The sequence below is a fragment of the Hymenobacter latericoloratus genome (genome assembly GCF_014199535.1).
In the GTDB taxonomy this organism is placed as follows: domain Bacteria; phylum Bacteroidota; class Bacteroidia; order Cytophagales; family Hymenobacteraceae; genus Hymenobacter; species Hymenobacter latericoloratus.
On sequence record NZ_JACHNV010000001.1, the window covers coordinates 1,253,447 to 1,279,005 of the forward strand.

18 protein-coding genes are annotated in these 25,559 nt (G+C 63.1%); 12 read left to right on the forward strand and 6 right to left on the reverse strand.

What is annotated here, in order from left to right:
• Positions 1-85 precede the first annotated feature (85 nt).
• Positions 86-910, reverse strand: coding sequence for a rhomboid family intramembrane serine protease (locus tag GGU46_RS05435; RefSeq protein WP_183402498.1), 825 nt, complete (start codon positions 908-910; stop codon positions 86-88).
• 114 nt (positions 911-1,024) lie between these two features.
• Positions 1,025-1,870, reverse strand: coding sequence for a hypothetical protein (locus GGU46_RS05440; protein WP_183402499.1), 846 nt, complete (start codon positions 1,868-1,870; stop codon positions 1,025-1,027).
• A gap of 154 nt (positions 1,871-2,024) precedes the next feature.
• On the opposite strand from GGU46_RS05440, the gene GGU46_RS05445 reads away from it, so the two are divergent.
• The 5 genes from GGU46_RS05445 (at position 2,025) to GGU46_RS05465 (ending at position 6,491) form a co-directional block, all read left to right on the forward strand.
• Positions 2,025-2,333, forward strand: a complete 309-nt coding sequence (locus GGU46_RS05445) for a hypothetical protein (RefSeq protein ID WP_183402500.1) — start codon at positions 2,025-2,027, stop codon at positions 2,331-2,333.
• Positions 2,334-2,352: 19 nt separating this feature from the next.
• Positions 2,353-2,574 carry a hypothetical protein gene (locus tag GGU46_RS05450; protein ID WP_183402501.1) on the forward strand — a complete coding sequence of 74 codons (222 nt, stop codon included), beginning with the start codon at positions 2,353-2,355 and terminating at the stop codon, positions 2,572-2,574.
• Positions 2,575-2,727: 153 nt separating this feature from the next.
• Positions 2,728-3,945 carry a serine hydrolase gene (locus GGU46_RS05455; protein ID WP_183402502.1) on the forward strand — a complete coding sequence of 406 codons (1,218 nt, stop codon included), beginning with the start codon at positions 2,728-2,730 and terminating at the stop codon, positions 3,943-3,945.
• Between the two features lie 85 nt (positions 3,946-4,030).
• Positions 4,031-4,657, forward strand: a complete 627-nt coding sequence (locus GGU46_RS05460; protein ID WP_183402503.1) for a M15 family metallopeptidase — start codon at positions 4,031-4,033, stop codon at positions 4,655-4,657.
• Between the two features lie 55 nt (positions 4,658-4,712).
• On the forward strand, positions 4,713-6,491 hold the full coding sequence (locus GGU46_RS05465; RefSeq protein WP_183402504.1) for a glycoside hydrolase family 10 protein: 1,779 nt from the start codon (positions 4,713-4,715) through the stop codon (positions 6,489-6,491).
• Positions 6,492-6,562: 71 nt separating this feature from the next.
• Here the strand turns inward: GGU46_RS05465 and GGU46_RS05470 are convergent, their stop codons facing one another.
• The 3 genes from GGU46_RS05470 to GGU46_RS05480 form a co-directional block, all read right to left on the reverse strand.
• Positions 6,563-7,858: a hypothetical protein gene (locus GGU46_RS05470; RefSeq protein WP_183402505.1), complete on the reverse strand. Its 1,296-nt coding sequence runs from the start codon at positions 7,856-7,858 to the stop codon at positions 6,563-6,565.
• 45 nt (positions 7,859-7,903) lie between these two features.
• Entirely contained in the window at positions 7,904-9,490 is a 1,587-nt protein-coding gene (locus GGU46_RS05475) for a SusD/RagB family nutrient-binding outer membrane lipoprotein (RefSeq protein WP_183402506.1), read from the reverse strand.
• A gap of 86 nt (positions 9,491-9,576) precedes the next feature.
• A complete protein-coding gene (locus tag GGU46_RS05480; RefSeq protein ID WP_183402507.1) occupies positions 9,577-12,702 on the reverse strand; it encodes a SusC/RagA family TonB-linked outer membrane protein in 3,126 nt (1,041 codons plus the stop codon).
• A 420-nt stretch (positions 12,703-13,122) separates the two neighbouring features.
• On the opposite strand from GGU46_RS05480, the gene GGU46_RS05485 reads away from it, so the two are divergent.
• The 3 genes from GGU46_RS05485 (at position 13,123) to GGU46_RS05495 (ending at position 16,525) form a co-directional block, all read left to right on the forward strand.
• Positions 13,123-14,301 carry an acyltransferase family protein gene (locus tag GGU46_RS05485; RefSeq protein WP_183402508.1) on the forward strand — a complete coding sequence of 393 codons (1,179 nt, stop codon included), beginning with the start codon at positions 13,123-13,125 and terminating at the stop codon, positions 14,299-14,301.
• Between the two features lie 57 nt (positions 14,302-14,358).
• The gene (locus GGU46_RS05490; protein ID WP_183402509.1) at positions 14,359-14,865 is read left to right on the forward strand and encodes a DUF2059 domain-containing protein; all 507 of its coding nucleotides are present in this window, start codon (positions 14,359-14,361) and stop codon (positions 14,863-14,865) included.
• Between the two features lie 451 nt (positions 14,866-15,316).
• On the forward strand, positions 15,317-16,525 hold the full coding sequence (locus GGU46_RS05495) for a TIGR03435 family protein (RefSeq protein ID WP_183402510.1): 1,209 nt from the start codon (positions 15,317-15,319) through the stop codon (positions 16,523-16,525).
• 80 nt (positions 16,526-16,605) lie between these two features.
• On the opposite strand, the gene GGU46_RS05500 is transcribed toward GGU46_RS05495, so the two are convergent.
• Complete coding sequence (locus tag GGU46_RS05500) at positions 16,606-19,788, reverse strand: glycoside hydrolase family 3 N-terminal domain-containing protein (protein WP_246398579.1); 3,183 nt, start codon at positions 19,786-19,788, stop codon at positions 16,606-16,608.
• A gap of 444 nt (positions 19,789-20,232) precedes the next feature.
• Between GGU46_RS05500 and GGU46_RS05505 the strand changes: the two genes are divergently transcribed.
• The 4 genes from GGU46_RS05505 to GGU46_RS05520 all read left to right on the forward strand — a co-directional run bounded on the left by GGU46_RS05505 (position 20,233) and on the right by GGU46_RS05520 (position 25,399).
• Positions 20,233-20,613: a hypothetical protein gene (locus tag GGU46_RS05505; RefSeq protein WP_183402511.1), complete on the forward strand. Its 381-nt coding sequence runs from the start codon at positions 20,233-20,235 to the stop codon at positions 20,611-20,613.
• Positions 20,614-20,715: 102 nt separating this feature from the next.
• The gene (locus GGU46_RS05510) at positions 20,716-23,106 is read left to right on the forward strand and encodes a TonB-dependent receptor (protein ID WP_317171860.1); all 2,391 of its coding nucleotides are present in this window, start codon (positions 20,716-20,718) and stop codon (positions 23,104-23,106) included.
• Positions 23,107-23,384: 278 nt separating this feature from the next.
• Positions 23,385-24,947, forward strand: a complete 1,563-nt coding sequence (locus GGU46_RS05515) for a PepSY domain-containing protein (RefSeq protein WP_183402512.1) — start codon at positions 23,385-23,387, stop codon at positions 24,945-24,947.
• Complete coding sequence (locus GGU46_RS05520; RefSeq protein WP_183402513.1) at positions 24,944-25,399, forward strand: hypothetical protein; 456 nt, start codon at positions 24,944-24,946, stop codon at positions 25,397-25,399. Before GGU46_RS05515 ends, GGU46_RS05520 begins: the two co-directional genes overlap by 4 nt.
• Positions 25,400-25,559 lie beyond the last annotated feature (160 nt).

The window sequence follows — 25,559 nt, forward strand, 5'->3', positions numbered from 1 at the left end:
TACGAGCAAGTTAAAACAATAGCCATTACATATGATACGTATGGTATTCTATTTGCGGAATGGCTATGGCTTGATTATGAGTTGTTTAGCGGCGGCCCGGGAGTAGGCCCAATAAAAACCCCGTCAGGAGGCCGCCCACGTGGGCGGCATTATCGGTGGTATGAGCCTGCAGGCCGCTGGTCAGGCTGCCTGCCAGCAGGTACAGCACGAAGAGCAGCACGGTGTAGCGCTCGGGGCGGGTAAAAGCGGCCGGCCGCCGCAGCAAGGTAGTCAGCAGCAGCCCGTAGAGGCCAAAAATGGCGCCGGACGCGCCCACCGAGTTCAGGCCCTGGGTGTGCCAGAACCAGCTCAGCAGGCTACCACCCACCCCACTCAGCAAGTACGCAGTCAGCAGCCGGCGGCTGCCTACCAAACTCTCCGCCAGCAACCCCAGAAACACCAGCGAGGCCATGTTCAGCAGCAGGTGAGCCGGTCCGCCGTGCAGGAAACAGCTGGTTAGCAGGCGCCAGGGCTGGGCCGGCAGGGTCAGGGTCGAGAAGTTGGAGCCCCAGCGCACCAGGTCGGGGCCGGTGGGGTGCCAGGCCCCGGCGCCGGTAGCCGCCAGGGCCAGGTACACCAGCACGTTCAGCCAAAGCAGGAGAGGGGTAACCCGGTACCCTTGCCGGGGCCAGAACACGCCCCGGAAGGCACCCCACGTCACGGACTGGCCAGTGGGTGCGGTTCCTGGCGTTACCTCCGGCGGCTGGCGTAGCGGGCCAGTAGGCAGCTCAGCCGGCACCAGGCCCCGGCGTTGCAGCTCCCGCACGGCGGCCTGCCCTACGGCTGCCGGATACTGCTGGGCGTGCTGGGCCAGGTAGAGCAGCTCGGCATCCGTTTTCTGAGCAAAAAGCGTGGTGGGGTCGGCGGCCATAGGTAGGAAAGCAGGGGACGCCGCCCGCCCGATAAACCGGCCAGACGGCGCCCTGCTGGGGCTTCATAAACCCTGCCAGCCTACCCCGGCCTGACAGGTTTGCGCACTGGCCCGCTACAGGTCCGAAATATTGCCCTGCATTGGGGCCCGCTTGCTGGGTTTGCCCAGCAATTCGTCCCCGATATCGGAGGCCTCAACGTCGGCCCGGTTCAGGTCCCGGTCCAGATAGGTTTCCCCGTACATATCGTAGCGGGTTTTCAGGTTTTCCAGCGAGTTGCGCCGCAACACCAACCCCTGTTGCATCAGGGTCAGGCGGTCCTCCATGGTAGGAGTGAGGTGCTGATTGTAGGCTTTGGCCCGCATAAACCAGGTAATGCGCTCCAGCGTGAGGTCAATCTGGCCGGGAAAAACGCCGGTAACGGCGCCGCTGCGGGCCTGTTTGATTAGGTGAACGGACGCGTTTTCGGCCAGCCAGTAGCGCCGGGCCATGCGCAGGTAACGGCCGGTGGCCGTTGTGTCGGCGCGGTCGGGGGTGGGCAGCTGCTGGCGCACTTTGGCTACCTGGCCGGCCGTTTCAGCCTCGAAATCGGGTAGGCGCTCGGTTTTCACGGCTTCCAGCTCAATGGGGCCCGTAAGCTTTGGGCTGGGAGCCTGGGTAACGGCCGGGGCAGACTGGGAAGAGCGCAGGCCCCACCAGGCCAGGCCCAGCACCAGGGCCGCCAGTACCACGGCTGGCCACCAGCGGGCCACCCTGGAAGGCGTTGGCTCAACGTAATCAAGGGACGAGGGCGCAACGGGCTCGGGAGCGGCAGGTTTGGGCAGGGGGGCGCCCCGGCGGCGTAGTTCCCGACCGGCCTCCGCTACCAGGGCCGGGTGGTAAAGCTCGGGGTGCTGCACCAGGTAGAGCAGTTCCTCGTTGGTTTTTTGCAGGAAAGAATCGGGCGCGGAAGAGGTAGCCATGCGAGGGCGGTAACAGGATACAGTAAAAAATCTCCCGAAAATGGCGAAAAGCCCCCGGACTACCAGCAACCCCGCCCCAACGCCCCGGCGGGGCTTGCGTATAGCCAGGGCCGGGCTTCACTTGCCCGCTTCCTTCACCTTACAACCGCACCGTATGATTACGCCCCGCGAAGAACCCATGGATGCCAGCAACCTGCCTGAGGGCACCGACTCGCAATCCAGCCAACGCCAGCCCGACGGCCGCTTGTCGCCGGGTAGCCACGATACCGGCCTGAACGCCGATGACAACTCCGGCAGCGGCGGCACCGAAGGCGGCCAAGCCATCAGCGGAGCCCGCGTCCGCTCGGGCGCGCCTAATTACGATGCGCCCGGCAACGCCCAGGACGGCGACGTGGGCGGCAACAGCATCAGCGCTGGCACCGGGGTATCGGGCGGCGAAACCGGGCAGGTCCCCCAACTCTAACTCTCTTATTTTCTTTTCCATGGCAAACCCAACCCAGAACCCCCAGCCCCGGCAGCAGGACAACGCTGCCGCTTCAGGCGCGCAGCCAACGCAACCCGCTACTACCCAGGAAGAACTCGCGCAGGACGATGGCGCAGGCATTCGGGGCGGTTATGGCAACAGCGACCAGACCAATGGCCTGGAAGGGGGTGGCCAAACCACATCCGACCGCTCCGATCCTCAGCAATCGGCCCAGGAGTAACCAGGCCGGCCGGTAACAGGCCAGGCCCCCGGACTTTTGCATACGCTGACCACGCCCGGCGGCCCGGAAACCCACAACGTGTGGGCCGGGCCGCCGGGCATGGTTTTTTGCCGTTATCAGATCCGTAACGGGTTCCTTGTACCTTGCCGCGGCATGAAAAACTTTTGGCTCGGACTGCTGCTAAGCGTGGGCAGCCTGCTACCCGGTGCGCCAACGCGGGCCCAGAACCTGTTACGCCGCCAGCTCGCCGCCCCCGATTCGGTGCTGACCCCGGTGCTCCGGCAGGCCGCCGCGCACCGGGTACAAATTCTGTACACCCGCATCCGGCGCGATGCGCGGGGACGGCCCCACTTCCGGAGCTACCGCTACCGGGTGCGGCCCCGCGAATACTTCTACCCGGCCAGCGCCATCAAGCTGCCCGTGGCAGCACTGGCCCTGGAGAAAGTACACCAACTCAGTCAGCAGATTCCGGACCTGAGCAGCAGCTCGCCGCTTCGCATTGATTCGGCCAGTTGGGGGCAAACCGCCGTGCTGCTTGATACCAGCAGCCTGACCGGCCGGGCCAGCGTAGCGCAGTACGTGCGCAAACTGCTGCTGGTCAGCGATAACGACGCCTATAACCGCCTTTACGAGTTGCTGGGGCCTGCCGAGCTGCGGGCCGGCCTGCGCCGCCACGGCCTGCGCCACACGGTAGTGCGGCACCGCCTGTCAGTAGGCGACCAGGACTCTACGGCCCGCCGCACCAACCCACTGGCCTTCTTCACAGATACCAGCCTTACCCGCCCCTTGTACGTGCAGCCGGCCGCTACCTACGCGGGCCGCTGGCCCCGGCCGTGGCGGCGCGGCTGGGGGGTAGGGCGGGCGCACCTGCAGGGCGGCACGCTGGTAAACGAGCCCCTCGATTTCCAAACCAAAAACGTTACGTCCCTGCCCGACCTGCAACGCGCGTTGCGGGCCGTGCTGTTTCCGGAGGCCACGCCGCCGCGCCGCCGCTTTCGGCTGGCCCCTGCTGATGCGGCCCTGCTGCGCGACTACCTGCACCGTTTGCCCCGGCAAAGCGCGGCCCCGCGTTACCCGGCGGCCCTCTACCCCGATAACTACGCCAAGTTTCTGCTGGCGGGCGGCGCGCCGGGTCCGCTGCCCGAGGGCGTGCAGATGTATAATAAAATAGGGCAGGCCTACGGATTTCTTATTGATAATGCCTACGTCAGCAACCCCACCCGGGGCGTGGAGTTTCTGCTCAGCGCGGTGGTCTATGTCAACCAGGACGGTATTCTCAATGACGACCAGTACGGGTACGACACGGTGGGGCTGCCGTTTTTGCGGCGGCTGGGGCAGCTCATCTACCAGTTTGAGCTTGGGCAACGGTAACCGGACAAACGTAACAGTACCGATACCTGAACCGTAAGAGGCAGCACTCGTTGCTGTTCGGCTGCAGCTCTGATTGAATTACTCTATGGCTGCCAACGAATTCGGACTACCTCTTGTCAGCTCCCCGGAGCACTACCAGCAGCGCATTGCCCAGAGCCAGGAACAGGAGCTGGTTGACCTGCGGGAGCTGATTCCGGACCTGGTGCTGGATATCCGGTACGCTACCAGCCGTAATCTGCTGGGTGTGGCCTTGTATCCCACGGCTGGGGCCTACCTGCGCCGCCCCGTGGCCGAGGCCCTGGCGCGGGTGCAGACTGTCCTGGCCCAACGGGGGCTGGGCCTGTGCGTGTATGACGCTTACCGGCCCTACAGCGTATCGGTGCGGCTGTACGAGCAGCTGCAGGATGAAAACGTGGCCGCGCCGCCCTGGCGCGGCTCGCGCCACAACCGGGGCTGCTCCGTTGATGTAGGGCTGGTAGAACAGGCCACCGGCCGCCACGTGCCCCTACCCACTGATTTCGATGAGCTGACGCCGGCCGCCCACATCCGGTTTGAGAATCTGCCGAATCATATTCTGCTGAACCGGACAGTATTACTGGCTGCCATGCAGGCCCAGGGGTTTGTAAACTACCCCAACGAGTGGTGGCATTTCGACCACTACCGCTGGGCCGAGTTTGACCTGCTCGACCTGCCGTTCGCGGCGCTGAGGTAGGCGGTAAACCATACGTTCGCTAGTTCACCGCCTCGCTTGCACTACCTTTGCGGTAATGTTCCGATTACCTGCCGCCCGCCGCTTTCTGTTGTTTCTGGTTCTGAGTGTCAACTGGCTGGCCACCCGCGCCGCCGATGTCCCTCCCAAGCGTGAGCTGCGGGGCGTCTGGATTGCCACGGTGGAAAATATCGACTGGCCCAGCTCCCGCGGCCTCACGCCGGAGCAGCAGCGCCGCGAGTACCGCCGCATGCTCGATGACCACCAGCGCAGCGGCATCAACGCCGTGTTTGTGCAGGTGCGGCCCGCCTCCGATGCCTTCTACCAAAGCAGCCTGGAGCCCTGGAGCAAGTGGCTGACCGGGCAGCAGGGCAAGGCGCCGACCCCGTTCTACGACCCTTTGCCCTTCCTGATTGAGGAAGCCCACAACCGCGGCATGGAGTTTCATGCCTGGTTTAACCCGTACCGGGCCACCATGGACACCGTGACGCGGCGGCTGGCGCCCAACCACCCCTACCGCAAGCACCCCGAGTGGTTTCTGCGCTACTCCGGCAAGCTGCTCTACAACCCCGGCCTGCCCGAGGTGCGCAACTATATCAGCGAGGTAATCCTGGACGTGGTGCGCCGCTACGACATCGACGGGGTGCACTTCGACGACTACTTCTATCCCTACCCCGAAGCCGGCCAGGTGATCCACGATGAGGACGCCTTTGCCCGCTTCAACCCCGACGGCCTCAAGCTGGCCGACTGGCGCCGCCAGAACGTGAACACCCTCATCCGCGACCTGCACGATACCATTCAGCACACCAAGCGCTGGGTGAAGTTCGGCATCTCGCCCTTCGGCGTGTGGCGCAACCAAACCTCCGACCCCAACGGCTCGGCCACCAAAGCCTTCCAGGGCTACGACGGCCTGTACGCCGACGCGCTGGAGTGGCTGCGCCAGGGCTGGGTTGATTACGTGTTGCCCCAGCTGTACTGGAGCACGGGCTTCAAGGTAGCCCAGTACCCGGTGCTGGTAGAGTGGTGGGCCCGCAACAGCAACGGCCGCCACCTCTACATCGGGCACGGGGCCTACCGCATGTCGGAAAGCACGAAGTCGGATACGGTGTGGCGCAATCCGCGCGAGCTGCCCCGGCAGGTGCGCCTGAACCGCACCTTCCCCACGGAGGTAGGGGGTAGCGTGTTCTTTAGCTCGAAGTCACTGATGGCGAACGTGCTGCATACTACCGATTCTTTGCGGCAGCACGAGTTTCGCTACCCCGCCCTGGTGCCTGCCATGCCCTGGCTGGATGCTGTGCCCCCGCGCCCGGCCCAGAACCTGACCGTAGCCACGGCCGCTGCCGCCGCCACCCTCACCTGGCAGCCCGGTCCCGCCGCTGCCGATGGCGACCAAGCCGCCTACTACGCCCTCTACCGCTTCAACGAAGACCAGACGCCTACCCCCGACGACCCGCGTAACCTGCTGGCCCTCATCCGGCCCCAGCCCGGCCGGCCCCTGACGTTTACGGATACCACGGCCCGCGCCGGCCGGGGTTACTCCTACTACCTCACCGCCTTCGATAGGCTCCACAATGAGAGCCGACCAATTTCGGTGCGCACCACGGGCCGCGCCGCCGAGGTAGTGGTGGCCCAATCGGCGCCGCCCGCCCCGGGAACGACCCCCGTTACTACTTCGGCCCCCGCCACCCCGCCGCCGGCCGCGCCACCGGCTCGCCCCACGCCCCGCCCAACTACTCCGCGGCCGACTACTACCGTCAGCACGCCGACCAAGGTGAAGGTCAAAACCAAATCGAAGCGGCGCGGCGGCTTCTTCGACCGGATATTCGGCCGGCGGTAAAGGAGTACAACCGCACAAAAAAAGCGCCTTCCCAACCGGGAAGGCGCTTTTTTTATGGTGACACATCGGTTCTACAAGGCCTTCACGGCCAGGGTCAGGGTCACGTCCGTGGCCGTGCGGTTCAGGCCCGTCACGGTGAAAATGGCGTACTGGTTGGTGTTGCGCAGGCGGGCTACGTACACGTCGCCCACCACGGCATTGTCGATGGTGGTTACCTGGGCCGTGGTGGCGGCGTTCAGGTAGGTCTGGCGGATGCTGTTAAGCGTGGCGGCCGTGTACACGGCGGCCGTGGTTTTCACAAACCGGGTGGGCTCCGCGGCGGGCGTAGTGGCCGTGGCCGCCCGGCCGTTCAGGGCCTGCAGCCGGACGGCGTTGCTGGCCGTGCTGGTAATGGCCAGGTCCTTGAGCAGCGGGTCGCCGGCGGCTGGTACCGTACTGAATGTAGTCAGGTCCAGGGCGGCCTGGTCGCCGCCGGTGGTGCCAGTGTAAGTGAGCGTGAGAGTGCGGGCCGCCGCCAGCGCCGTGGCCGTGCCGGGCGTAAGGGGAGCCGCTGTAGCCGAAGCCGTGCGCACGTTGGGCGTGCCGGCAAACCGGCTTTTCGCCTCAAAGCGGTACGTTACCTCCTGGCCACCGGAGCCGGCCGGCAGAGTTACGTTTACATCCACGGCCGTGCGGGCCCCGGTTTGGGCGCCGGCGGTGGGTAGGCGCTGGCGCAGGGCCCGCCGCTCGGGCGCGGTGCCCACCTTCACGTAGGTAATCAGGCTGTCGAGGTCTTTGTAGAGCGTGCCGGCCGTGGTCAGGCTGGTAGCGGCGTTGATGCCGCCGTCATTCAGCACCACGTTGTAGCGCACCACGTCGCCGGGCACCAGGGTGCTCCCGGCCGGGGCGGTTACGTTGGTCACGCTGTTCACTCTTACGGTAGGGGTAGGCTCGGCCAGGCGGAAGGAGAACGTGCGCAGCTTCGACTGACCATTTTCGGCGGCTACCACCGCCGACACCCGCACGTTGGCTTTGTTGGCGCCGGCCGGCACGGTGTAGCTCACTACCAGCGTGTCGGCGTTTTTGCGCTTGGAGAAGGCCGCTTTGTACGGAATGGTTTGCACCAGCAAGGAGTCCGTGGCCGGCTCCACGCGCTGATAAATGCGCACCTCGCGCAGGGGCGAGGTCTGCTGGGCGTACTGCAGCTCGAAGGTAAACGTCTCGCCGGTGGCGTATTTGGTGCTCAGGCCCAGGGCGTTGCCGACAAAGGTCGGCAGCTGCTCGCCCACTTCCGAGTACATGGTGTCCAGCTCTTTGTCGCAGGCCGCCAGCAGCAGGGGGGCCGCGGCCAGCAGCCACCGGCCGGTATGGTTAATTATCCGTTTCATGGAAAGAGTTTCGTTAAGAGAAATCAACAGGGGCCGCAGTCAGGCTTAGGGCTGGTCCCACCACATGGGCTTGTTGATGTACTCGAAGTCGTTGCTAGCACCCACTGCGGCGTACAGGGCCGCTACGTTCTGGGGGTTGTACTGCGTTTCCGTCAGGGCCGGCAGCAGGCGGCGGGGCCAGCGGTTTTTGTACTCGGCCTGGTTGGCCAGAGCGGCATTCACGCCCACCGGGTAGCGCAGGTTCACGTAAATGCTGGGGTCGAAATCGTAGCGGCGCAGGTCCGACCACGACTCCGGGTTCAGGAACATGGCAATGTACTTCTGTTCCATGATGCGCTTGAGGTCCAGCTGATCGGGCGTCTGGGCTACGGCCGCGCTGTTGAGGTAGTCCGTTATCTGCTGGGCCGAGATGGGCGCGAAGGTTACGGCGGGTGAGGCATTGCTGCCGCCTACTCCAATTTTGTCCATATGCGCCCGAATGCCTTCCCGGTAGGCGGTCAGAGCCCCGGCTTTGTCGCCGGTGATAAACTTTACTTCGGCCTCAATAAACTTCACTTCGTGGTAGGTAATCACCTCGAAGTAGCCCAAGTCGCGGGCGTACCAGCTGCTGTAGAAGTCAGTGGCGTTGCCGGTGGCGGCCGAAATAGGCGTGCCGCCCGCCACGCCCGGGTCGGTGCCGGTGCTGTTGGCCGTGGCAATGATGGGGAAGCGCGGGTCCACCACGCCGGGGTAGGTAGCGCCCGGCGCGTTGCCGTTCAGGTACTTGATAATGTTGGCCGAGTAGGTAGCCGACGTAGTGGCGTTGGCAAAGTTGGCGCGGGTAGTCCCGAAAATGTTGGTGGTGCCAGTGAGGGGCGCTACCGGAGCCTGGAACTGCAGCTGGGCGTCGTCGGCCTTGCCCGTGAAGCTCTCGGCCACCAGCTTCAGAATCTGGGGCGCTACCTGGGCCGTAAAGTTGGCTTTCTTGCTCAGGTGCAGCAGCTGCCGGGCCTTCAGGGCTTTAGCCAGCCGCACCCACTTCTGCGGGTCGCCGCGGTACAGGATGTCGCCGCTGACGCTGGGGGAGGTGCTGTAGAAAGCCCGGAAGTTGGCCGAAGCTGGCTTCGAGAGCTCCACGATGCCCTCGTCCAGGAGCTGCTGAATGCTCTGGTACACCTGCTCCTGCGGGTCGTACTTGGGCGTGTAGTTCTGGGCCCCCTGGAAGGCCTCGGAGTAGGGCACGTCGCCGAGCATGTCGGTGGCGTGGGCCAGGCCCATGGCGGTAATAATTTTGGAAGCCCCCACGTAGTACACCGAGCCTTCGGCCTCAGCCGTTTTCAGGGCTTCGCGGGCATTGCCCGCCGACCAGTAGTAGAAGTAGTTGAGGGTGTTGTTGCCGTTGCCGGTGGTGAGGAAAAACTGGTCGGTGCTGGCCTGGGGCGTGCGCCGCACAATGTACTGGGTAATGTAAGGCGTCGTCAGGGACGTGAACATCTGCTGCTGAAAGGCCTGGGATATAGCGCCGGGCAGCAGGAAGTTGGGCGTGGCATCGGCCGGATTGTTGGGGTCGTTATTCACGTCGAGAAAACTCTCGCACGACGTGAGCAGGCCCCCGCTACACAAGAGTCCCAGGGCCAAGATATATTTTTTCATTAAAGTCGGGAGTAGGAAATGAGGAAGAAAGTAGGCCTCGGCGGCGGTAGCAACCACCGTCCCGCCGGCCTCGTTCACGTCATTGATTAAAAGTTAAAGCGCAGGGCCATGTCCACGCCGCGGGTGCCGGGCACGTTGCCGTAGTCGAAGCCGCCGGAGCCGCCGCCGCGCACGCCGGAGCCCGCCGCCGCCGTTTCCGGATCGGCCCCGGAGTAGTTGGTCAGCAGCAAGAGGTTGCGGCCCGTCACACTCACCTGCGCCCCCTTCACGATGGAAGTGCCCAGCCAGGAGGAGGGCAGCGCGTACGACAGGGTCACGTAGCGCAGGCGCGTCCAGGAGCCATCTTCAATGAAAGGAGTACCCACCGCCCCCAGAATGCTCTGGAAGTACTGCTGAGTTAGCTCCACCGGGCGGGTGTTGGGCGCGTAGGAGCCATCAGCCTGCCGTACTACCCCCTCAAACACGGCCTGTTTATAGCGGTCCTCGGTGCGGGTGCTCAGGCCGTTGCGGGTCGTAAACCAGTCGTTGCCGTTCACCACCTTGCCGCCCTTCCGGAAGTCGAGCAGGAAGGTCAGCTCCAGCCCTTTGTAGGTCAGGGTGTTGGTAATCTGGGTCGTGAAGTCGGGGGCGCGGTTGCCGGCGTACACGTAGGTGCTGGTGTTGATGGTGGGGTAGCCGTTGGCCCCGATGATAACCTGCCCGGCGTAGGGCCCGCTGGTTACGCGCACGTAGTCCAGGGCCGCAATGGAGTTAATGGGGCGGCCGGGGAAAGCGCTACCCCGCGCCACGTCAATGATGTTGGCGTCCGACTGGTTGACTTCGGTCAGGAAGCTGGGCAGCTTGGTGGCCTCGTTCACGTTGCGGTAGAAGTTGGCCAGAATGTCCCACTGCAGACCGTTGGCTTGCTTGATCAGGGTGCCGGCCAGGGCTATTTCGATGCCCCGGTTGGTCACCGTGCCGCCGTTGATGTACTGAAAAATATAGCCTGAGGGCTGACTTACGCGCGGCGCAATCAGCTGATCCGTAGTTACTTGGTAGTAGTAGCCGGCATTCACGCTCAGGCGGTTCTGCAGAAACTGCAGATCCAGGCCGGCCTCGTACGAGGTGGTGCGCTCCGGCACCAGATCAGCATTGCCCCCGAAGAATCCCTGGCGGAAGCCGCCCCCGATGTAGGAGCTCTGGGCCAGCGGCGAATCAACGCGGTAGGGCAGCGGGTCTTTGCCCACCTGGGCCACGGAAGCGCGGATTTTGCCGTAGTTGAAAATCGGGTTCTGGTCCAGGCCCAGGGTGCGGCTGAACTCGTAGCCGGCCGCGGCGGACCCGTAGAAGAAGCCGCCCCCGAAGTTTTTGTTGTTGCGCGGCAGCGTGGACGACACGTCGTAGCGGCCGCTGAGCTCCAGGGTAAGCTGCTGCAGCAGGTCCAGGTTCAGGCGGGCGAAGTTGCCGACCAGGCGCCGCTCGCTGGTGGTGTTCAGGGCGCTGCGCGTGTCGGTGTTGTTGAGCGAGGCCACGCCGGGCGTCCGGAAAATCTGACCCAGCACATCGGTGGTTTCGCGCTTGCTCATTTCCACCGTGTTGCCGATGGTCAGCACCCCGGCCAAGTTTTCGTTGATCTGGTGGGTGAAGATGGCCAGCAGGTTGGAGTTGAGCAGGCGGTTCAGGGTCGTCGATTCCGAAATGCCACCGTCCTGGTTGCCGGGCTGGGAGGTGCCAATGGCCCGCACCGACTGGGTTTTCTCGGTGTACAGGTCGGTACCGATGTTGTAGCTCACCTTCAGCCACTTCACGGGGTCGTAGCTCAGCTGCGTGTTGCCGATGAAGCGGTTGGTGCGGTCGGTCTGGGGGTTGTTTTTTACCGTCCAGTAGGGGTTGTCGGCGTCGGTAGAGCCCACGCTGCCGGGCAGCAGGCGGCGGCGCGTGCCGTTGGGGTTCAGGTACACGCGGGCGTCGTCGTTGCGGGGCCAGTTGAGCAGGCTCACGAAGTAGCCCCCGCTGCCCCCAAACAAGCCAGGGCCCTGCAGGGGCCGCTCGGCGCCCGAGTTTAGGTACTGCGCCGAGCCCGAGGCGCTGATTTTCGGCGAAAACTGCATGGTGCCCGCCAGGCGCACCGTGGTTTTATCGTACTGGCTTTCCGGCACTACCCCCTTGTTGTCAAGCCGGGAAGCCGATATCTGGAAGGTGCCCTTCTCCGTGCCGCCCGATAGGGTCAGGTAGTTCTGGTACGTGGTGCCGCGCCGGTGGAAGTTGCCCAGGTTGTCGTACACCGTTTCGCCGGGCTGGAAGCGCGGGCCCCAGGAGTTGCGGGTGGTGGCATCGAACACGCCGCCGGTGCCCTGCTTGTACTGGTCCTGCAGCTGGGGCAGGCGGTTTACCTCATCCACCGAAAACTGGGTGCGGAAGTCGATGGACGTGCGGCCAGCCCGCCCTTTTTTGGTGGTAATAATTACGGCCCCGTTGGCGGCGCGCAAGCCGTAGAGGGCCGCCGCCGACGGGCCTTTCAGCACCGTCATGCTCTCAATATCCTCGGGGTTGATGTCGGAGGCGCGGTTGGTGCTTCCCACCGAGCGGCCCAGCAGCCCGTTGAACGCCGAGCCCCCGCCGGGCGCGGTGCTTTCGGCAAACGAGCTGTTGTCCATGATGATGCCATCAATAACGAACAGGGGCTGGTTGTCGGCATCCAGGGAGTTGCCGCCCCGAATTACAATGGAAGCGCCTTCGCCGGCCCCGCCGCCCGAGCTGGTTACCTGCACCCCGGCCACTTTGCCCTGCAGGGCATTCACAATGTTGGGCTGGCGCGAGTCAATCAGGTCCTTGGCCTTCACTTCCTGGGCGCCGTAGTTGATCTGGCGGCGCTCCTGCTTGATGCCGAAGGCCGTCACCACTACTTCATCCAGCTTGCGGGTATCGGCCGAGAGGGTCACGTTCTGGTTATCGGCGGCGGCGGGGCGCTCCAGGCTGGTGTAGCCGATAAAGCTGAACACGAGGGTAGCCCCCTCGGGCACGCCGGCCAGGGTGTAGCGGCCTTCCACGTCGGTCTGGGTTCCGAGAGTAGTGCCCTTTACCAGCACGTTCACGCCCGGCAGCGGGGCCCGGCCGTTGGCATCGGTCACGGTGCCCTGTATGGTGCGCGTGGCGGCCTGCTGAGCCCACGCGGCGGGCGCGGCCACCAGCAGCCCCAAGGCTACGGAGGACGACCATAAACGTCTTTTCATACGCAGTTCGAAAAAGAGTGAGAGAGAAAGGAAAATAAAGCGAAGCGGCAACCGAAGCACTGTTCGGTTGCAGTTGGATTATGGCCGGAAGTAAGAAAAAAGATGCCGGAATGGATGGGACGGGTCCGGCGGGCTGCACAGCAGCCAAACAGCGCAAAAAGGGTAGGGTGGGGCGGGTAAGAAGGGTAGGGCGGGGCAGTGAAACGGAGGCGTTAGCCAGAGCAAGGATGCTAAAACTACGGCACGAAACGTAGGGAAGCAACTATATTTAGTATTTTTTGAAGGTCTGATTTGCTTTTGATTATCAGTTGCAAAACCGCAACTTTCCCGGCGACCTTGCCGGGCCGGAGGTATGTAAGCTGACCGATTTACCAGCCGCTTCCCTTAAAGCAATTCCGCAGGCTTTTACTTCTTTTCCGTATGCAGACTACCACCCAGGCCGCCGTGCGCACCACCGGTACCGTACCATTAGCCGAGGCCGCCCAGCCCGGCCGCCTCGTGAGCCTTGATGTATTCCGGGGGCTCACCGTCATGGCCATGATTTTGGTGAACAACCCCGGCGACTGGGGCCACATCTACGCGCCGCTGGAACACGCGCATTGGCACGGCTGCACCCCCACCGACCTGATCTTTCCCTTCTTCCTGTTCATTGTGGGCGTCAGCATTACCTATGCGCTGGACGGGGCCCGGCGCCAGCCCGAAACCCACGGCCGCACCTTCGTCCGGATTCTGAAACGCGCGGCTATCCTGTTTGGGCTGGGATTGTTTGGGGCCCTGTTTCCTGCGTTTGATTTCAGTACGGTTCGGATTCCGGGCGTGCTGGCGCGCATTGCGGTGGTGTTCCTGGTGTGCGGCATGCTGTTTCTGAAAACCTCGCGTAGGCAGCAAATAGGGTTACTGGCATTTCTGCTGGTTTTCTATAACGTGCTGCTGCAGTTGGTACCTGTGCCCGGCTACGGCCCCGCCAACCTGGAGGCCGGCACCAACCTCGGCGCCTGGCTTGATAGAGCCGTGCTCGGCGAAGCCCACCTCTGGAAGCAAAGCCGCACCTGGGACCCGGAAGGGCTGCTGAGCACCCTGCCCGCCATTGGTACGGGGCTGCTAGGGTTATTGGCCGGGCAGTGGCTGCGCCGCCGGGAGGTGGAGCCGGCCACCCGGGTAGCGTGGCTGTTTATGGCCGGCGGCGGCTGCGTGCTGCTGGGCCTGATCTGGAACGGCTGGTTTCCCATCAACAAAAGCCTCTGGACCAGCTCCTTTGTGCTCTACACCGGTGGGCTGGCTATGGCCGTGCTGGCCGGCCTCTACTGGCTGACGGACGTGCAGGGCTACCGCGGCTGGATAAAAGCGCCGCTGGTGTACGGCGTGAATGCCATTACTGTATTTTTCCTCTCGGGCCTGATTCCGCGCCTGCTGAACATGATCAAGGTGACGGGCGCCGACGGGCAGCCCACCGGCCTGCGCAACTGGCTGTACGCTACCTTCTTCGTGCCCTACTTCAGCCCCGTAAATGCTTCCTTGGCCGGAGCCATTGTGTGCGTACTGATCTGGCTGGGCGTGCTCTGGCTGATGTACCGCCGTAATATTATCATTAAGGTGTAGCGGGCCGGAGGGGGTAGGGAAATAGCTTGGTCGATAGAATTTCGCGTACTTCGGCAGATGAAGAAACTCCTGTTATTGGCCGCCGGCCTGGCCCTGGCCGCCCCTGCCGCTACGGCCCAAACCACGGCCGCCACTCCCAGCGCGGCCACGCCTATTTCGGCGGGCCAGCGCAAGGCAGCCGAAGACCTCCTCGCCGCTACCGATTCCGAAAAGAACCTCACGGCCACCATCGACCGGATGCTGGCCTCGCAGCTGGAGCAAAACCCCGGCATGAAAGTCGTGGAGCCCGAAATGCGCGCCTACCTCACCAAGTACATGAGCTGGCAGTCGATGAAGGAAGACATGGTGCAACTCTACGCCCGTGAGTTCACGGAAAAAGAGCTGAAAGAGCTGACCAAGTTCTACCAGACGCCCACCGGCCGCAAAACCATCACCAAAATGCCCCAGCTTATGGCCGCCGGCATGGAAATCGGCCAGAAGCGTATGCAGGAGCACCTGCCGGAGCTCCAGCAGGCCATTGCCGAGAAAATGAAAACTCAGGCTCCGGGTGGGGAAGTGAAATAGCGGCCGGGCCCCACGCCGACGCGCAGCGCCTGACTAGTTGACGCCCGCGCCGCCGGGACGGATGTTGTGGGCGCCGCAAGAAGTGTAGGTTTCTACCTCCGGCCAGCCCAGCCTTGCCGGCAAACAGCAGCACGAAGCTAATCAGTCGGACGCTGCGTGCCGGATCAGGGCCCAGCCGCTACTAGCCAGCAGCTGGCTAGTAGCGGCTGGGCCGCGGCGTAGGTATAGGGGTGGAGGCCGCCTTCGGGCGGGCAGCTAACAGTTTCGGTACCGGAGTGCTACCCGGCGGCGTGTTCCAGCAGCCCCGTAAGGCGCAGGGGCGGGTTCAGCAAGGGGCCTAGCAGACAGTGAGCGGGGAATTAGGCGGAAGGCAACGAGGTAGCAGACAAGCTACTGAGAAAAGAGTAGTTTACGACGCATCTGGAAACTACCTCCTGCTATGTATCCACTTATGTATCCACGAGTATGCCTGCTAGCTGGTCTGTGTGCCGGCCCCGCCCTGGTGTTTGGCCAAGCCTTGCGAGAAGGCGACCTGGTGCCGCCGTTTACTCTCTCGCAGGTAGTGAACCGCAGCGGAGGCGGCTTCAGCTCTACCGAAGCGAAAGGCAAAGTGCTGGTAATTGAGTTTTGGGGAACGTGGTGCGGCCCGTGCATTCCGGCCCTGCTCCACCTCGATTCGCTGCAGCAGGCCTTTCCGCAGCAGCTGCAGGTAGTGGGGGTAGCCAACGACTCGGAGCAGCGGCTCCGGACGTTCGTGGCCCGGCGGCCGGTGCAGCTTCCGCTGGCGGCTTTACCCGACCAGAATGCCCCGCTCTACCGCTACTTCCCGCACAACAGCGTGCCGCACACCGTTATCATTGGCAAAGACCAGCGCGTGCTGGCCATTACGCGGCCCGATCAGCTAACTACTGCCTCCCTGCGGGCTATTCTGGCCGGGAAAAAGGCCAAGCTGCAAGCCAAGCACGATGTAGTAGTGAAGGACCCGTTGGTTTTCTTCCCGGCCGATACCGCTACCCGTTTTGCCGTGAGCGTCCGGCCCTACCTGCAGGGCCAACACAGCCAACTGCGCCGCGACCAGACTCCCGGCCTGCGCGGGCGCCGACTCACGGCCATTAATGTGCCCGTGGAAACCTTATTCCGCGAAGCCTACGGAGTGTCGCACCTGCGGGTGAAAAACGAACTGCCCGCCCTGCAAGTCAGCCAGGAACCCGCCAACCTGGTGTGCCTGGATTTGATTGTGCCCACGACGGATAAAGCGCATCTGCTCCGGCACCTGCGCCAGGAGCTACCCCGCCAGTTTCCGGTCCAGCCCCAGCTAGTGCGCGAAAGCCGGCCGGTGTACGTGCTGCGGCAACGCAAATCCCGGCAGCCCTGGCCGGAGTCTAAGAAGCCAGAAAGCGGCATGTGGTCGGGCAAAGGGCTGGAAGTGGAAGGGGGCCGGGTGGAAATGCTCCGCGAGTTTCTGGAGAATATGTCGAGCAAGCCCGTGGTAGATGAAACGGGCCTGCTGGGCCGCTACGACATGAAGCTGGAGCTACAGCCGGAAGCCGGTAGAGCGGAAATCCTGAAGTCCTTGCAAGCCATGGGTCTGGAGATGGAAGAGGCAACCCGCAAAATTGAAATACTGCAGCTAAGCCCCGGCCGCCTGGCTGTTCAATAGCTATTCGTGAAGTCGTTAAAAACACTAAGCCCCAACAGAGACTGTTGGGGCTTAGTGTTTTTGGTTCCCTGAGGGTAGTATTACTGCTCCTGCGGCACCGTGCTTTCCACGGCCTGTTTCCGGGCCTGCTGAATGCTCTCTAGGGCTACCTGCAGCACCCCGCTCCGCACGCTGCGCTCCGTGATTTTGTTGTTGCGGCGGGTGGGGTTCACGCGGTTGGTCAGCACAATGCAGGTGAGTTCTTCTTTGGGGTCAACCCAGAAGTAGGTGCCCGTAAAGCCGGTGTGCCCGTAGCTGAGCTGGGAAACGCTGTTGGCCGAATTCACGGTGGGGTTAGCCGCCGGCCTATCGAAGCCCAGGGCGCGGCGGTTGTCGGGGCAGAACTGGCACTTGGTGTACTCGGCCAGGGTTTCGGGCTTGAGGAGCTGCTGCCCGCCGTACGTGCCATTCCAGGCGTAGAGCTGCACCAGTTTGGCTAGGTCGTTGGCGTTGCCGAAGAGGCCAGCGTGGCCGGAGAGGCCGCCGAGCAGGGCCGCGCCTTCGTCGTGCACGGTACCGTGGAGTTGGGCGTGGCGGAACAGGGAGTCGTACTCGGTGGGGGTGATGCGGCTGAGCGGGAAGCGACGGGTAGGGTTGTAGCCCAGGGTAGTGGCGCCCAGCGGCCGGTACAGCTCATCCGTCACGAACTGGTCAATCGTTTTGCCCGAAGCGGCCTTGATGAAGCGCGGGTACATGATAAACGACAAATCGGAGTACACGTAGCCCGGCTTCTCGTTCAGCGGCGACTCGGCAATGGCCTTGGTGATGCGCTCCGGAAAATCCTGGCGGGCCCACAGGCGAGGGCCCGCAGGCAACGGGAAGCGGGCCGAGGAATCGGGGCGGAAGTAGCGGCGGCTCATCTCGGCGGGCTGCGTGGCCGATACGTCCTTGGCATCGGGGCTCTTGCCGAACAGGGAGTTGAACAGGCCGCGGGGCTCGGTGTAGTCCTTCCAGAACGGAATCCAGGCTTTTAGGCGAGCCTGGTGAGTCAGCACGTCGCGCAGCTTCAGGCTTTCCTTATTAGTGCCTTTGAACTCCGGGAACAGCTGGCCCAGGGTCATGTCGGGGTTGAACTTGCCCTCGTCCTGGAGCTTCATCAGGGCCGGCAGCGCCGCCGCTACCTTGGTCACGGAAGCCAGGTCGTAGAGGTCGGTGTTGCGAACGGGGCGGGCGGCTTGGCCGGCGGCAGAGGGGTAGGAGTGGGTGCCGTAGCTTTTGCGCAGCACCACTACCCCCCGGCGGGCAATCAGCACCTCGCCGCCCGGAAACGCCTGCGCCCCTACTGCCCCATTCATAATAGAGTCCACGCGGGCTTCCAGGTTGTTGTTCATGCCCACAGCCTCAGGGAAGCTGTAGCGCAGCCGAATGCCGCCCTTGGTAGCCAGACCCGCGCCGTAGCCATACCGGTCGGAAACCGTCACGGGCAGCTTACCGCTGGCCGACACGCCCCCGAAAATTACCTCAGCGGCTACGTCCTGGGCGTTCTTGCTTTCCTGGTAGGCCAGCACCACCGCATCGGCGCGGTCCAGGTCCCGGACTTTCGCCACGGCGTACGCGGAGCCAAACACTGTTACCACCAGCTTCTGGCCCTTGCCACCCAGCTCGCGCAGCAGCACGTTGGTTTCGGGCGCAATACCGAAGTTGGTAGCGGGCAGGCGGCCCAGGTTGTTCAGGCCCACCAGCACCAGGTTGTAGGGTTTCAGGGTTTCGCGCATGCGCGTCAGCTCGTCCATGCTGGGGGCGGCGGGCAGCCAGAAGTGGCGTACCGGGGCGTAGTCGGCTACCATGCGCTGAAAGTCGGTGGTATCCTTGGTGCCGATGGTGAGGGTAGCGAGGCGCAGGGTATCAAGGCGCTGCAGGGGTAGCAGGCTCCGCTGGTTGCGCAGCACCGTTACGCTCAGCTCCGTGAGGCGCTGGCTCAGGTATTGGGCGTGGGGCGTGTTCAAGTCCTGAATGAGGTTGCGCAACTCGATGGGCTTGTACTTGTTCAGGCCGGCCCACTCCTTCAGGGCCAGCACCTTGCGGCAGCGGGCATCGAGGTCGGCCTGGCTGAGCTGACCTTTGTTGATGGCTTCGCGCACCATCTTCAGGGCCAGCGGAATGTTCTTGCTGAACTCCAGAATGTCGTTGCCGGCCAGCAGGGCGCGCAGGTCGGCGTCGCCGGGCGGGTATTTCGAGATGACGCCCTTCATGTTCATGGCGTCGGTAAAGATGATGCCTTCGAAGCCCAGCTTCTGCTGCAGCAAGCCCTGGATAATAGGTTTGGAGAGGGTAGAGGGCAGGCCCGTCGTATCGAGGGCCGGAATGTTGAGGTGGGCCACCATCATGCCCCCTATGCCGCGCTTAATCAGGCTTTTGAAGGGGTAGAGTTCCAGGGTATCAATGCGCTTCTTGTCGATGCGAAGCAGGGGTAGGGCCAGGTGCGAATCGGTGTCGGTGTCGCCATGGCCGGGGAAGTGTTTGGCTACGGCCAGCACGCCCGCATCCTGCATGCCCTTCATGTAGAGGTAGCTTTTCTCCGTGACGCCTTCCCGATTCTCGCCCCAGCTGCGGTACCCGATGACGGGGTTCTGAGCGTTGTTGTTCACATCGACCACCGGCGCGAAGTTGACGTGCATGCCCAGGCGCTTAAATTGAGCTGCCACCTCGGTACCCATGTCGTACACCAGCTGATTTTCGCGGATTCCGCCCATGCTCATCTGGTAGGGAAAGCGCTGCACGCTGTCGAGGCGCATGCCCACGCCCCACTCGGCGTCCATGGCTACCAGCAGAGGCACTTTGCTCTGGCTTTGGTAGCGGTTCAAAAGCTTGCTCTGGCGCACCGGTCCGCCCTGGAAGAAAATCAACCCCCCAATGCCGTACTGCTGAATCAGGGCCGATACAGAGTCCTCATCAATGCGCTTGCGGTTGGAGTAGGCGGCCACCATGAACAGCTGGGCTACCCGCTGATCGGGCGTGAGCGTCTTCATCACCGAATCAACCCACCGCGACTGGCCCAACTGCCCGGCAAACGGCACCGGCAGGTTGCGACTCTTGGCGGGGGTAGGCTTGTTGGCGGCCAGTGGTTTAGCGGTTCCAGCCGCCTGCGGGGCGGAAGCACGGCGAGCAGTAGCCGTGGTTTTCTTAGCGGATGGCTTCTTCTTGCGGCGCTGGGCCGAGCCATCGAAGGGGCTCAGCAGTGCCAGCAGCAGCCACAGAAACGGGAGGGAGCGAGTGAAGGACAAGGGCAGTTGCAGCGGTTAGAATGGGTAGGCTGCGAATTTAGCGGAATTGAAGAGGATGGATGGACTGCATTATTGAAACAGCAAAACATCATTCCCGCCAGAATCAAGACCGTCATGTCGAGCTTGTCGAGACATCTCGCGTGCTGACGTTGGATTAGCACTGCAACATCAGCACGCGAGATGTCTCGACAAGCTCGACATGACGGTCTATTTACTCTTTTGCCCTTTCTGCTACTTGCCTTCCTCTATCTTCTCCGAGTAAAACACTTTGCCCTCGTCGCCGCGCAGTGAGGCCGTAACGAACAGATAGCCCAGGGCCTCATCTGGCTATCAAAAACTGGGTATTGGGATGTATAAAATCCCGCTAATGGCGTACAATACTTGGTGCGAGCGGTTGGAGGATGTTCCTTTGCAGCAGTATTCGTAGCTTCTCATCCGTTTCCTGTGCGTCAGGCCATAGCTATTCTGCTGCTGTTCTCGCTCTCGGTGCACTGCACCGGGCAGTTGGGTATTGCGGTGAGTTGGTGGCTGAATCAGGACTACATTGCCCGGGTGCTGTGCATCAACCGCGACAAGCCCCAGCTAAAGTGTAATGGCAAGTGCCACCTGCGCAAGCAGCTAAAGGTGGTGGCCGAGCACGAGAAAAAGCAGCAGCCCGGCAGCAAGCAGGTAGTACAGGATGTTAACCTGTTCTGTGCTACGGTGGTGCCCCTGCGCCTCACCCCACCCACGCACTTCCCTGCTACCCCCCACTACGGGGCGTACCGTGTGGAGTCCTACGCCTGGGACCGGCCCGGCCCCGACCACCCGCCCGCAGAGGGCTGATTGACCCCGGTCTAACCCAATCTGGTGGGCCCGCGCGGCTAGCTCAGCACCTGCGTGTGCTAGGGCCTTGGCGCGGCCTGCCGTCAATCAGCCTTTCTTCCTGTGATAAAAACGGTATTGCTGCCCCTGGCCCTGTGCGCCAGTCAGGCTGCCTGGGCCCAACGTGCCCTAACCGGCCGCGTCTTCGATGCGGCCACCAAAGAACCTGTTCTTGGAGCCACCATCCGCACCCCCGATGGGCAAGTAGGCACCGCCACCAACCCGAACGGGCAGTTTTCCCTGATCACCTCGGCCACTGAGCTGGTGGTGTCAGCGGTGGGGTATGAGCCATTCACGGTGGCCGTGCCGGCCGAGGGCCTACCCCTGCGCGTGGCCCTGAACCCGGCCGTGCAGGACCTGCAAACGGTGGTGGTAACTGCCAGCCGTGAGGCTCAATTGCGCACCGATGCGCCGGTGGCTATTGCCAAACTTTCGCCTACCCTGGTGCAGGACACCAAACCCACCCTGCTGGCCGAGCTGATCAACAAAGTGCCGGGCGTGGTGATGCTCAACTACGGTAACGAGCAGCACGCCATGGGCATCCGGCAGCCTTTTGGCACCAACGCCTACTTCCTGTATCTGGAAGATGGAATTCCGTTGCGGCCTATGGGCGTGTTCAACCACAATGCGCTGCTGGAATCGAATCCGCTGGCCATCAACTCTATTGAGGTAGTGAAGGGCCCAGCCTCCTCGCTCTACGGACCGGAGGCGGTAGGCGGCGCCCTCAACCTGCTGACTAAGCGCCCTACCGCCGTCCCAACGGCCAGCGTGGGCGTGCAGGCCGATAACTACGGCTACCGGCGGGTGCAATTTGGGGGCGGCGGCATGCTCACGCCCCAGCTCGGGGGCTTCGTGAGTGGCTACGTGGCCCGGCAGCGCAACTCCTGGCTGGCCAGCTCCGACTACGACAAGGTCAGTTTGAACGCCCGGCTGGAATATGCCCTTGGCACCCGCACTCACCTGACGGCCGCCGCCTCGTACAACGACTACGACTCCCAAACCAGCGGCTCGGTGGATAGCGTGGCTTACTACCGCCGCGAGTACAGCAGCCCGACTGATTTTACCTACCGCAAAACTTACGCTCTGCGCGCCCGCCTCACCGCCGAGTGGCAGTGGAACGCCCAGAACCAGACCACCCTCACGGGCTTCTTCCGCGACAACAGCATCGGCCAGAACCCTTCGTACGGCATCCGGTGGCGGGCCGGGGCTGCTATCGCTACGGGCGAGGTCAACGAGAACCGTTTCCAGAGCTACGGTCTGCTTGCCCAGCACAGTGTGCGCTGGAACTGGCTGAACTCGCGCCTGATTGGTGGGGCTAGCTTCGATTATTCGCCTACCCAGTACGATGCCCACCAGATTGACCTGGCGGCCCAGCTGCGGGCCGATAAGAAGTCGGTGGAGAAGTACACCATCACGGCCGACCGGCCCGACCTCCCCATTGCCAACTACGATACCGACCTGCTGAACTCGGCCGTGTATGCCCAGTTGGATGTTCACCCGCTGCCCAAGCTGCAGCTCACCCTGGGCGGGCGCTTTGACCGCCTGTCTTTCGACTACGACAACTACCTCGATAAGTCGAGCGGCACGAAAACCTTCCAGCAGGCTACCCCCAAAATCGGGCTGACCTACGACCTGGGCCACGGCCGGGGGCTGTACGCCAACTACTCGCAGGGCTTCTCGCCGCCCGGCCTCACGGCTATTTTCCGGAAGCGCCCCGGCACCGGCGTTACTACCCCCACCGGCGAGGTAGTACCCGCCGAGTTCTACTACAACCTGCAACCAGCTCGCTTTTACAACCGCGAAATTGGGGCTTGGGCGTCGTTGCTAGACAACAAGGTGTACGTGGATGTGGCGTTGTACCAGCTGGATGGGCGCAACGAGCTGCTCAGCATCCGCCAGCCCGATAACTCCACCGACTACCAGAGCGCCGGCAAAACCCTGCACCGCGGCATCGAATACAGCCTGACCTGGAAGCCTACCACCGAGCTGTTCTTCCGCTTCGGCGGCACCAACGCCATGCACCGCTTCGAAGAGTTTGCCCTCAGTACCAACGCCACCGACGCGGTAAAGGATGTGAATGGCAAGCAGATGCCCCAGGCTCCGCGCTGGGTCGCCAACACCGAGCTGACATACAAGCCCCAGTGGCTGCGCGGCCTGCGCGCTTCCCTGGAGTATCAGCGCATCAGCAGCTGGTACCAAGACCAAGTGAACCAGGTGCGATACGATGACCGGACCCTGTTCGGGGCCCGCGGCGTGAGCGTGCTCAACGCCCGGGCCGGTTACAGCTGGCGCGAAACGCTGGAAGTCTTCGTGAACGTCATCAACCTCACCGACGAGCTGTACGCCAACGCCGCCACCCGCGGCAATGCCCTCACCGACCGCACCACCTTCACGCCCGCCGCTCCCCGCACGGTATCGGTAGGGGTGCAGTACAATTTCGTGGGGAAGAAGTGAATCAGGTGATGAGGTGAATGGTGCTGAGGTGACAGAAGAAAGGAGCTGTCATCCTGAGCAGCGCGAAGGACCTCTCCCGCTGGCTAACTCATGAAGCCTACTACGTCAACCGCTTCATAGCCCAGGGTTAAACCCTGGGCTAGTGAACTGCAAAAAGGTAGCCGCTGCGGCTGCACTGCCCGCCGTCCGACCGGTACGGCGGGCAGTGCAGCCGCAGCGGCGGATGAAGCGCACATCAACAAAAAAGGGCCTGCTGGCCTTAACAACAGACATTTTCTATGCAAACAACGCAACAAGCTGCCCCGGCGGCTCGGGCCGCTGGCTCTGTAAAGCGGGCGGTGCAGCGCCACATGTACCGCTGGCACCGCATCATCGGGCTGCTGACGGTGGTGCCGGTTATCCTCTGGACCCTCAGTGGCCTCGCACACCCGCTGATGAGCAACTGGCTCCGGCCGAAAATAGCCCGCGAAACCTTGGCGCCTACCCCCGTGGTTAAGCCCAAAGTGGCGTTGCGGCAGGTGCTGAAGCAAAATCAGATTACCAGCCTGCGCAGAGTGCGCGTGGTGCAGTGGCAGGGCCAGCCGGCCTACCAGGTGCAGCTAGGAACCGAAGCGCCTACGGCCGTGCCGCGCTACTTCAGCGCCGAAACCGGGCAACCCTTGCCTGTCAGCGCCGACCGGCAGTACGCCGAGCAGCTGGCCCGCTACTTCACCCAGGATTCTACGGCGCAAGTGAGCAGCGCCGTGCGCATCACCGGCTTCGACCAGGAGTATAAGTTCGTGAACCGCCTGCTGCCCGTGTGGCGCATCGCCCTCGACCGGCCCGACGGGTTAGTGGTGTACGTGGAAACCGCGCCGGCCCGGCTGGCTACGTTCAACAATGCCAGCCGTAGCGCCTTCATCCGGGTGTTCGACTTGTTCCACAACTGGTCGTGGCTGGAGCTGATTGGCAGCAACACGTTCCGGGTGCTGACCATGCTGGTGCTGCTGGGCATTATTATCGCCTCGGCGGTGAGTGGGCTGGTGATTTACGGCTTTATGTGGAAGAAATTCCGCCAGCCCCGTAATGCCCAGGACCGGGTAGGCTGGCTGCGCAAGTACCACCGGCAGGTAGGGTTGGCCGTGGCCTTGGTTACGTTCACTTTTGCGGGCAGCGGGGCCTTCCACGTCTACCTCAAGCTGCACCCCGACGACCGGCTGCGCTACCAGCACGCGCCCGCCGTGCCTACCCCCGCCTTGGCCGTGGACCTCACGGAGCTGCCCCTAGCCTGGGAATCGGTGCAACAGGTAACCTTGGCGGAGCTGAGCGGACAGGTGTACTACCAAATATTCCTGCTTCCGGCCGAAAAGCCCACCGGCCCGGTGGCCGGTGCCAGCACGGGCCAGCCCGTGGAAGCGGTGCGGGCTACCCCCGTAACCTACTACAATGCCGCTACCGGCCAGCTGCTGCCCGACGGCGCCACCCAATACGCGGCATTTCTAGCCAACTCTTTCCTGAGGCAAGCCGGGGGGGGCGCTACCCCCGCTATGAGCGGCAAACCTACCCTGGTGGATCATTTTGAAGGCGAGTACGGCTTCATTAACAAGCGCCTGCCCGTTATGAAAGTGGCCTACAATACCCCGCAGCAAACCACCCTGTACGTGGAGCCCGCTACCGGCCGCCTCGCCGCCCGCGTCGAGAATGTAGCCCGCTACGAAGGCCTCAGCTTTGCCTTCCTGCACAAGTACCACGCCGCCGGGGAGCTGGGCAAAAACATCCGCGACATCATCACGATGCTGGCGGCCGCGGGTGTATTGGCCGTGTCGGTGCTGGGCTTGTGGCTGTTTATCAAGATGAAATGAGCGCGCCGCTGAACCCGAAAATGTGGCTGCGTTGCGCGGCCCTTTTCCTGCTCGCCGGGGCCTGCCAGCCCCAGCAAGACCAACCCGCCGAAAGCAAAACGCCCGCCACCCGCGCCGCCGTGATGCGCCACCACGATGAGCTGATGGCCCGCATGGACGGGCTGGTATCGGAGCGCCAGCGCCTCGCTGCCCAGCTCGTCGGCCTGGATTCCGCTACCTCCTCGGGCCGGGCCAAAGCCGAGCGCCTGCACCGCACCATCAGGAGCTTGCGCCGCGCCGATGCCGCCATGATGACGTGGATGCACCAGTACCAGGAGCCCGACACCGTGCAGCTGACCGCCCACCAGTACGAAGATTTTTGGGCGGCCGAAGCACAAGAGCTAACTGAGCTGGAACACCAGATGACCACCGCTCTGGATTCGGCCAAAGCTGTGCGCTGGGAAAACAAGTGATATTCTCTAAAACTGTTCCTGCACAACGGTCATTCCGAGCTTGTCGAGGAATCTCGCGTGCTTCTCCAAGACGTCATGCTGAGCTTGTCGAAGCATCTCTACCTCTGGCTAATCCCTATTAGAAGAACGAAGAGGTAGAGCTGCTTTGGCAAGCTCAGCA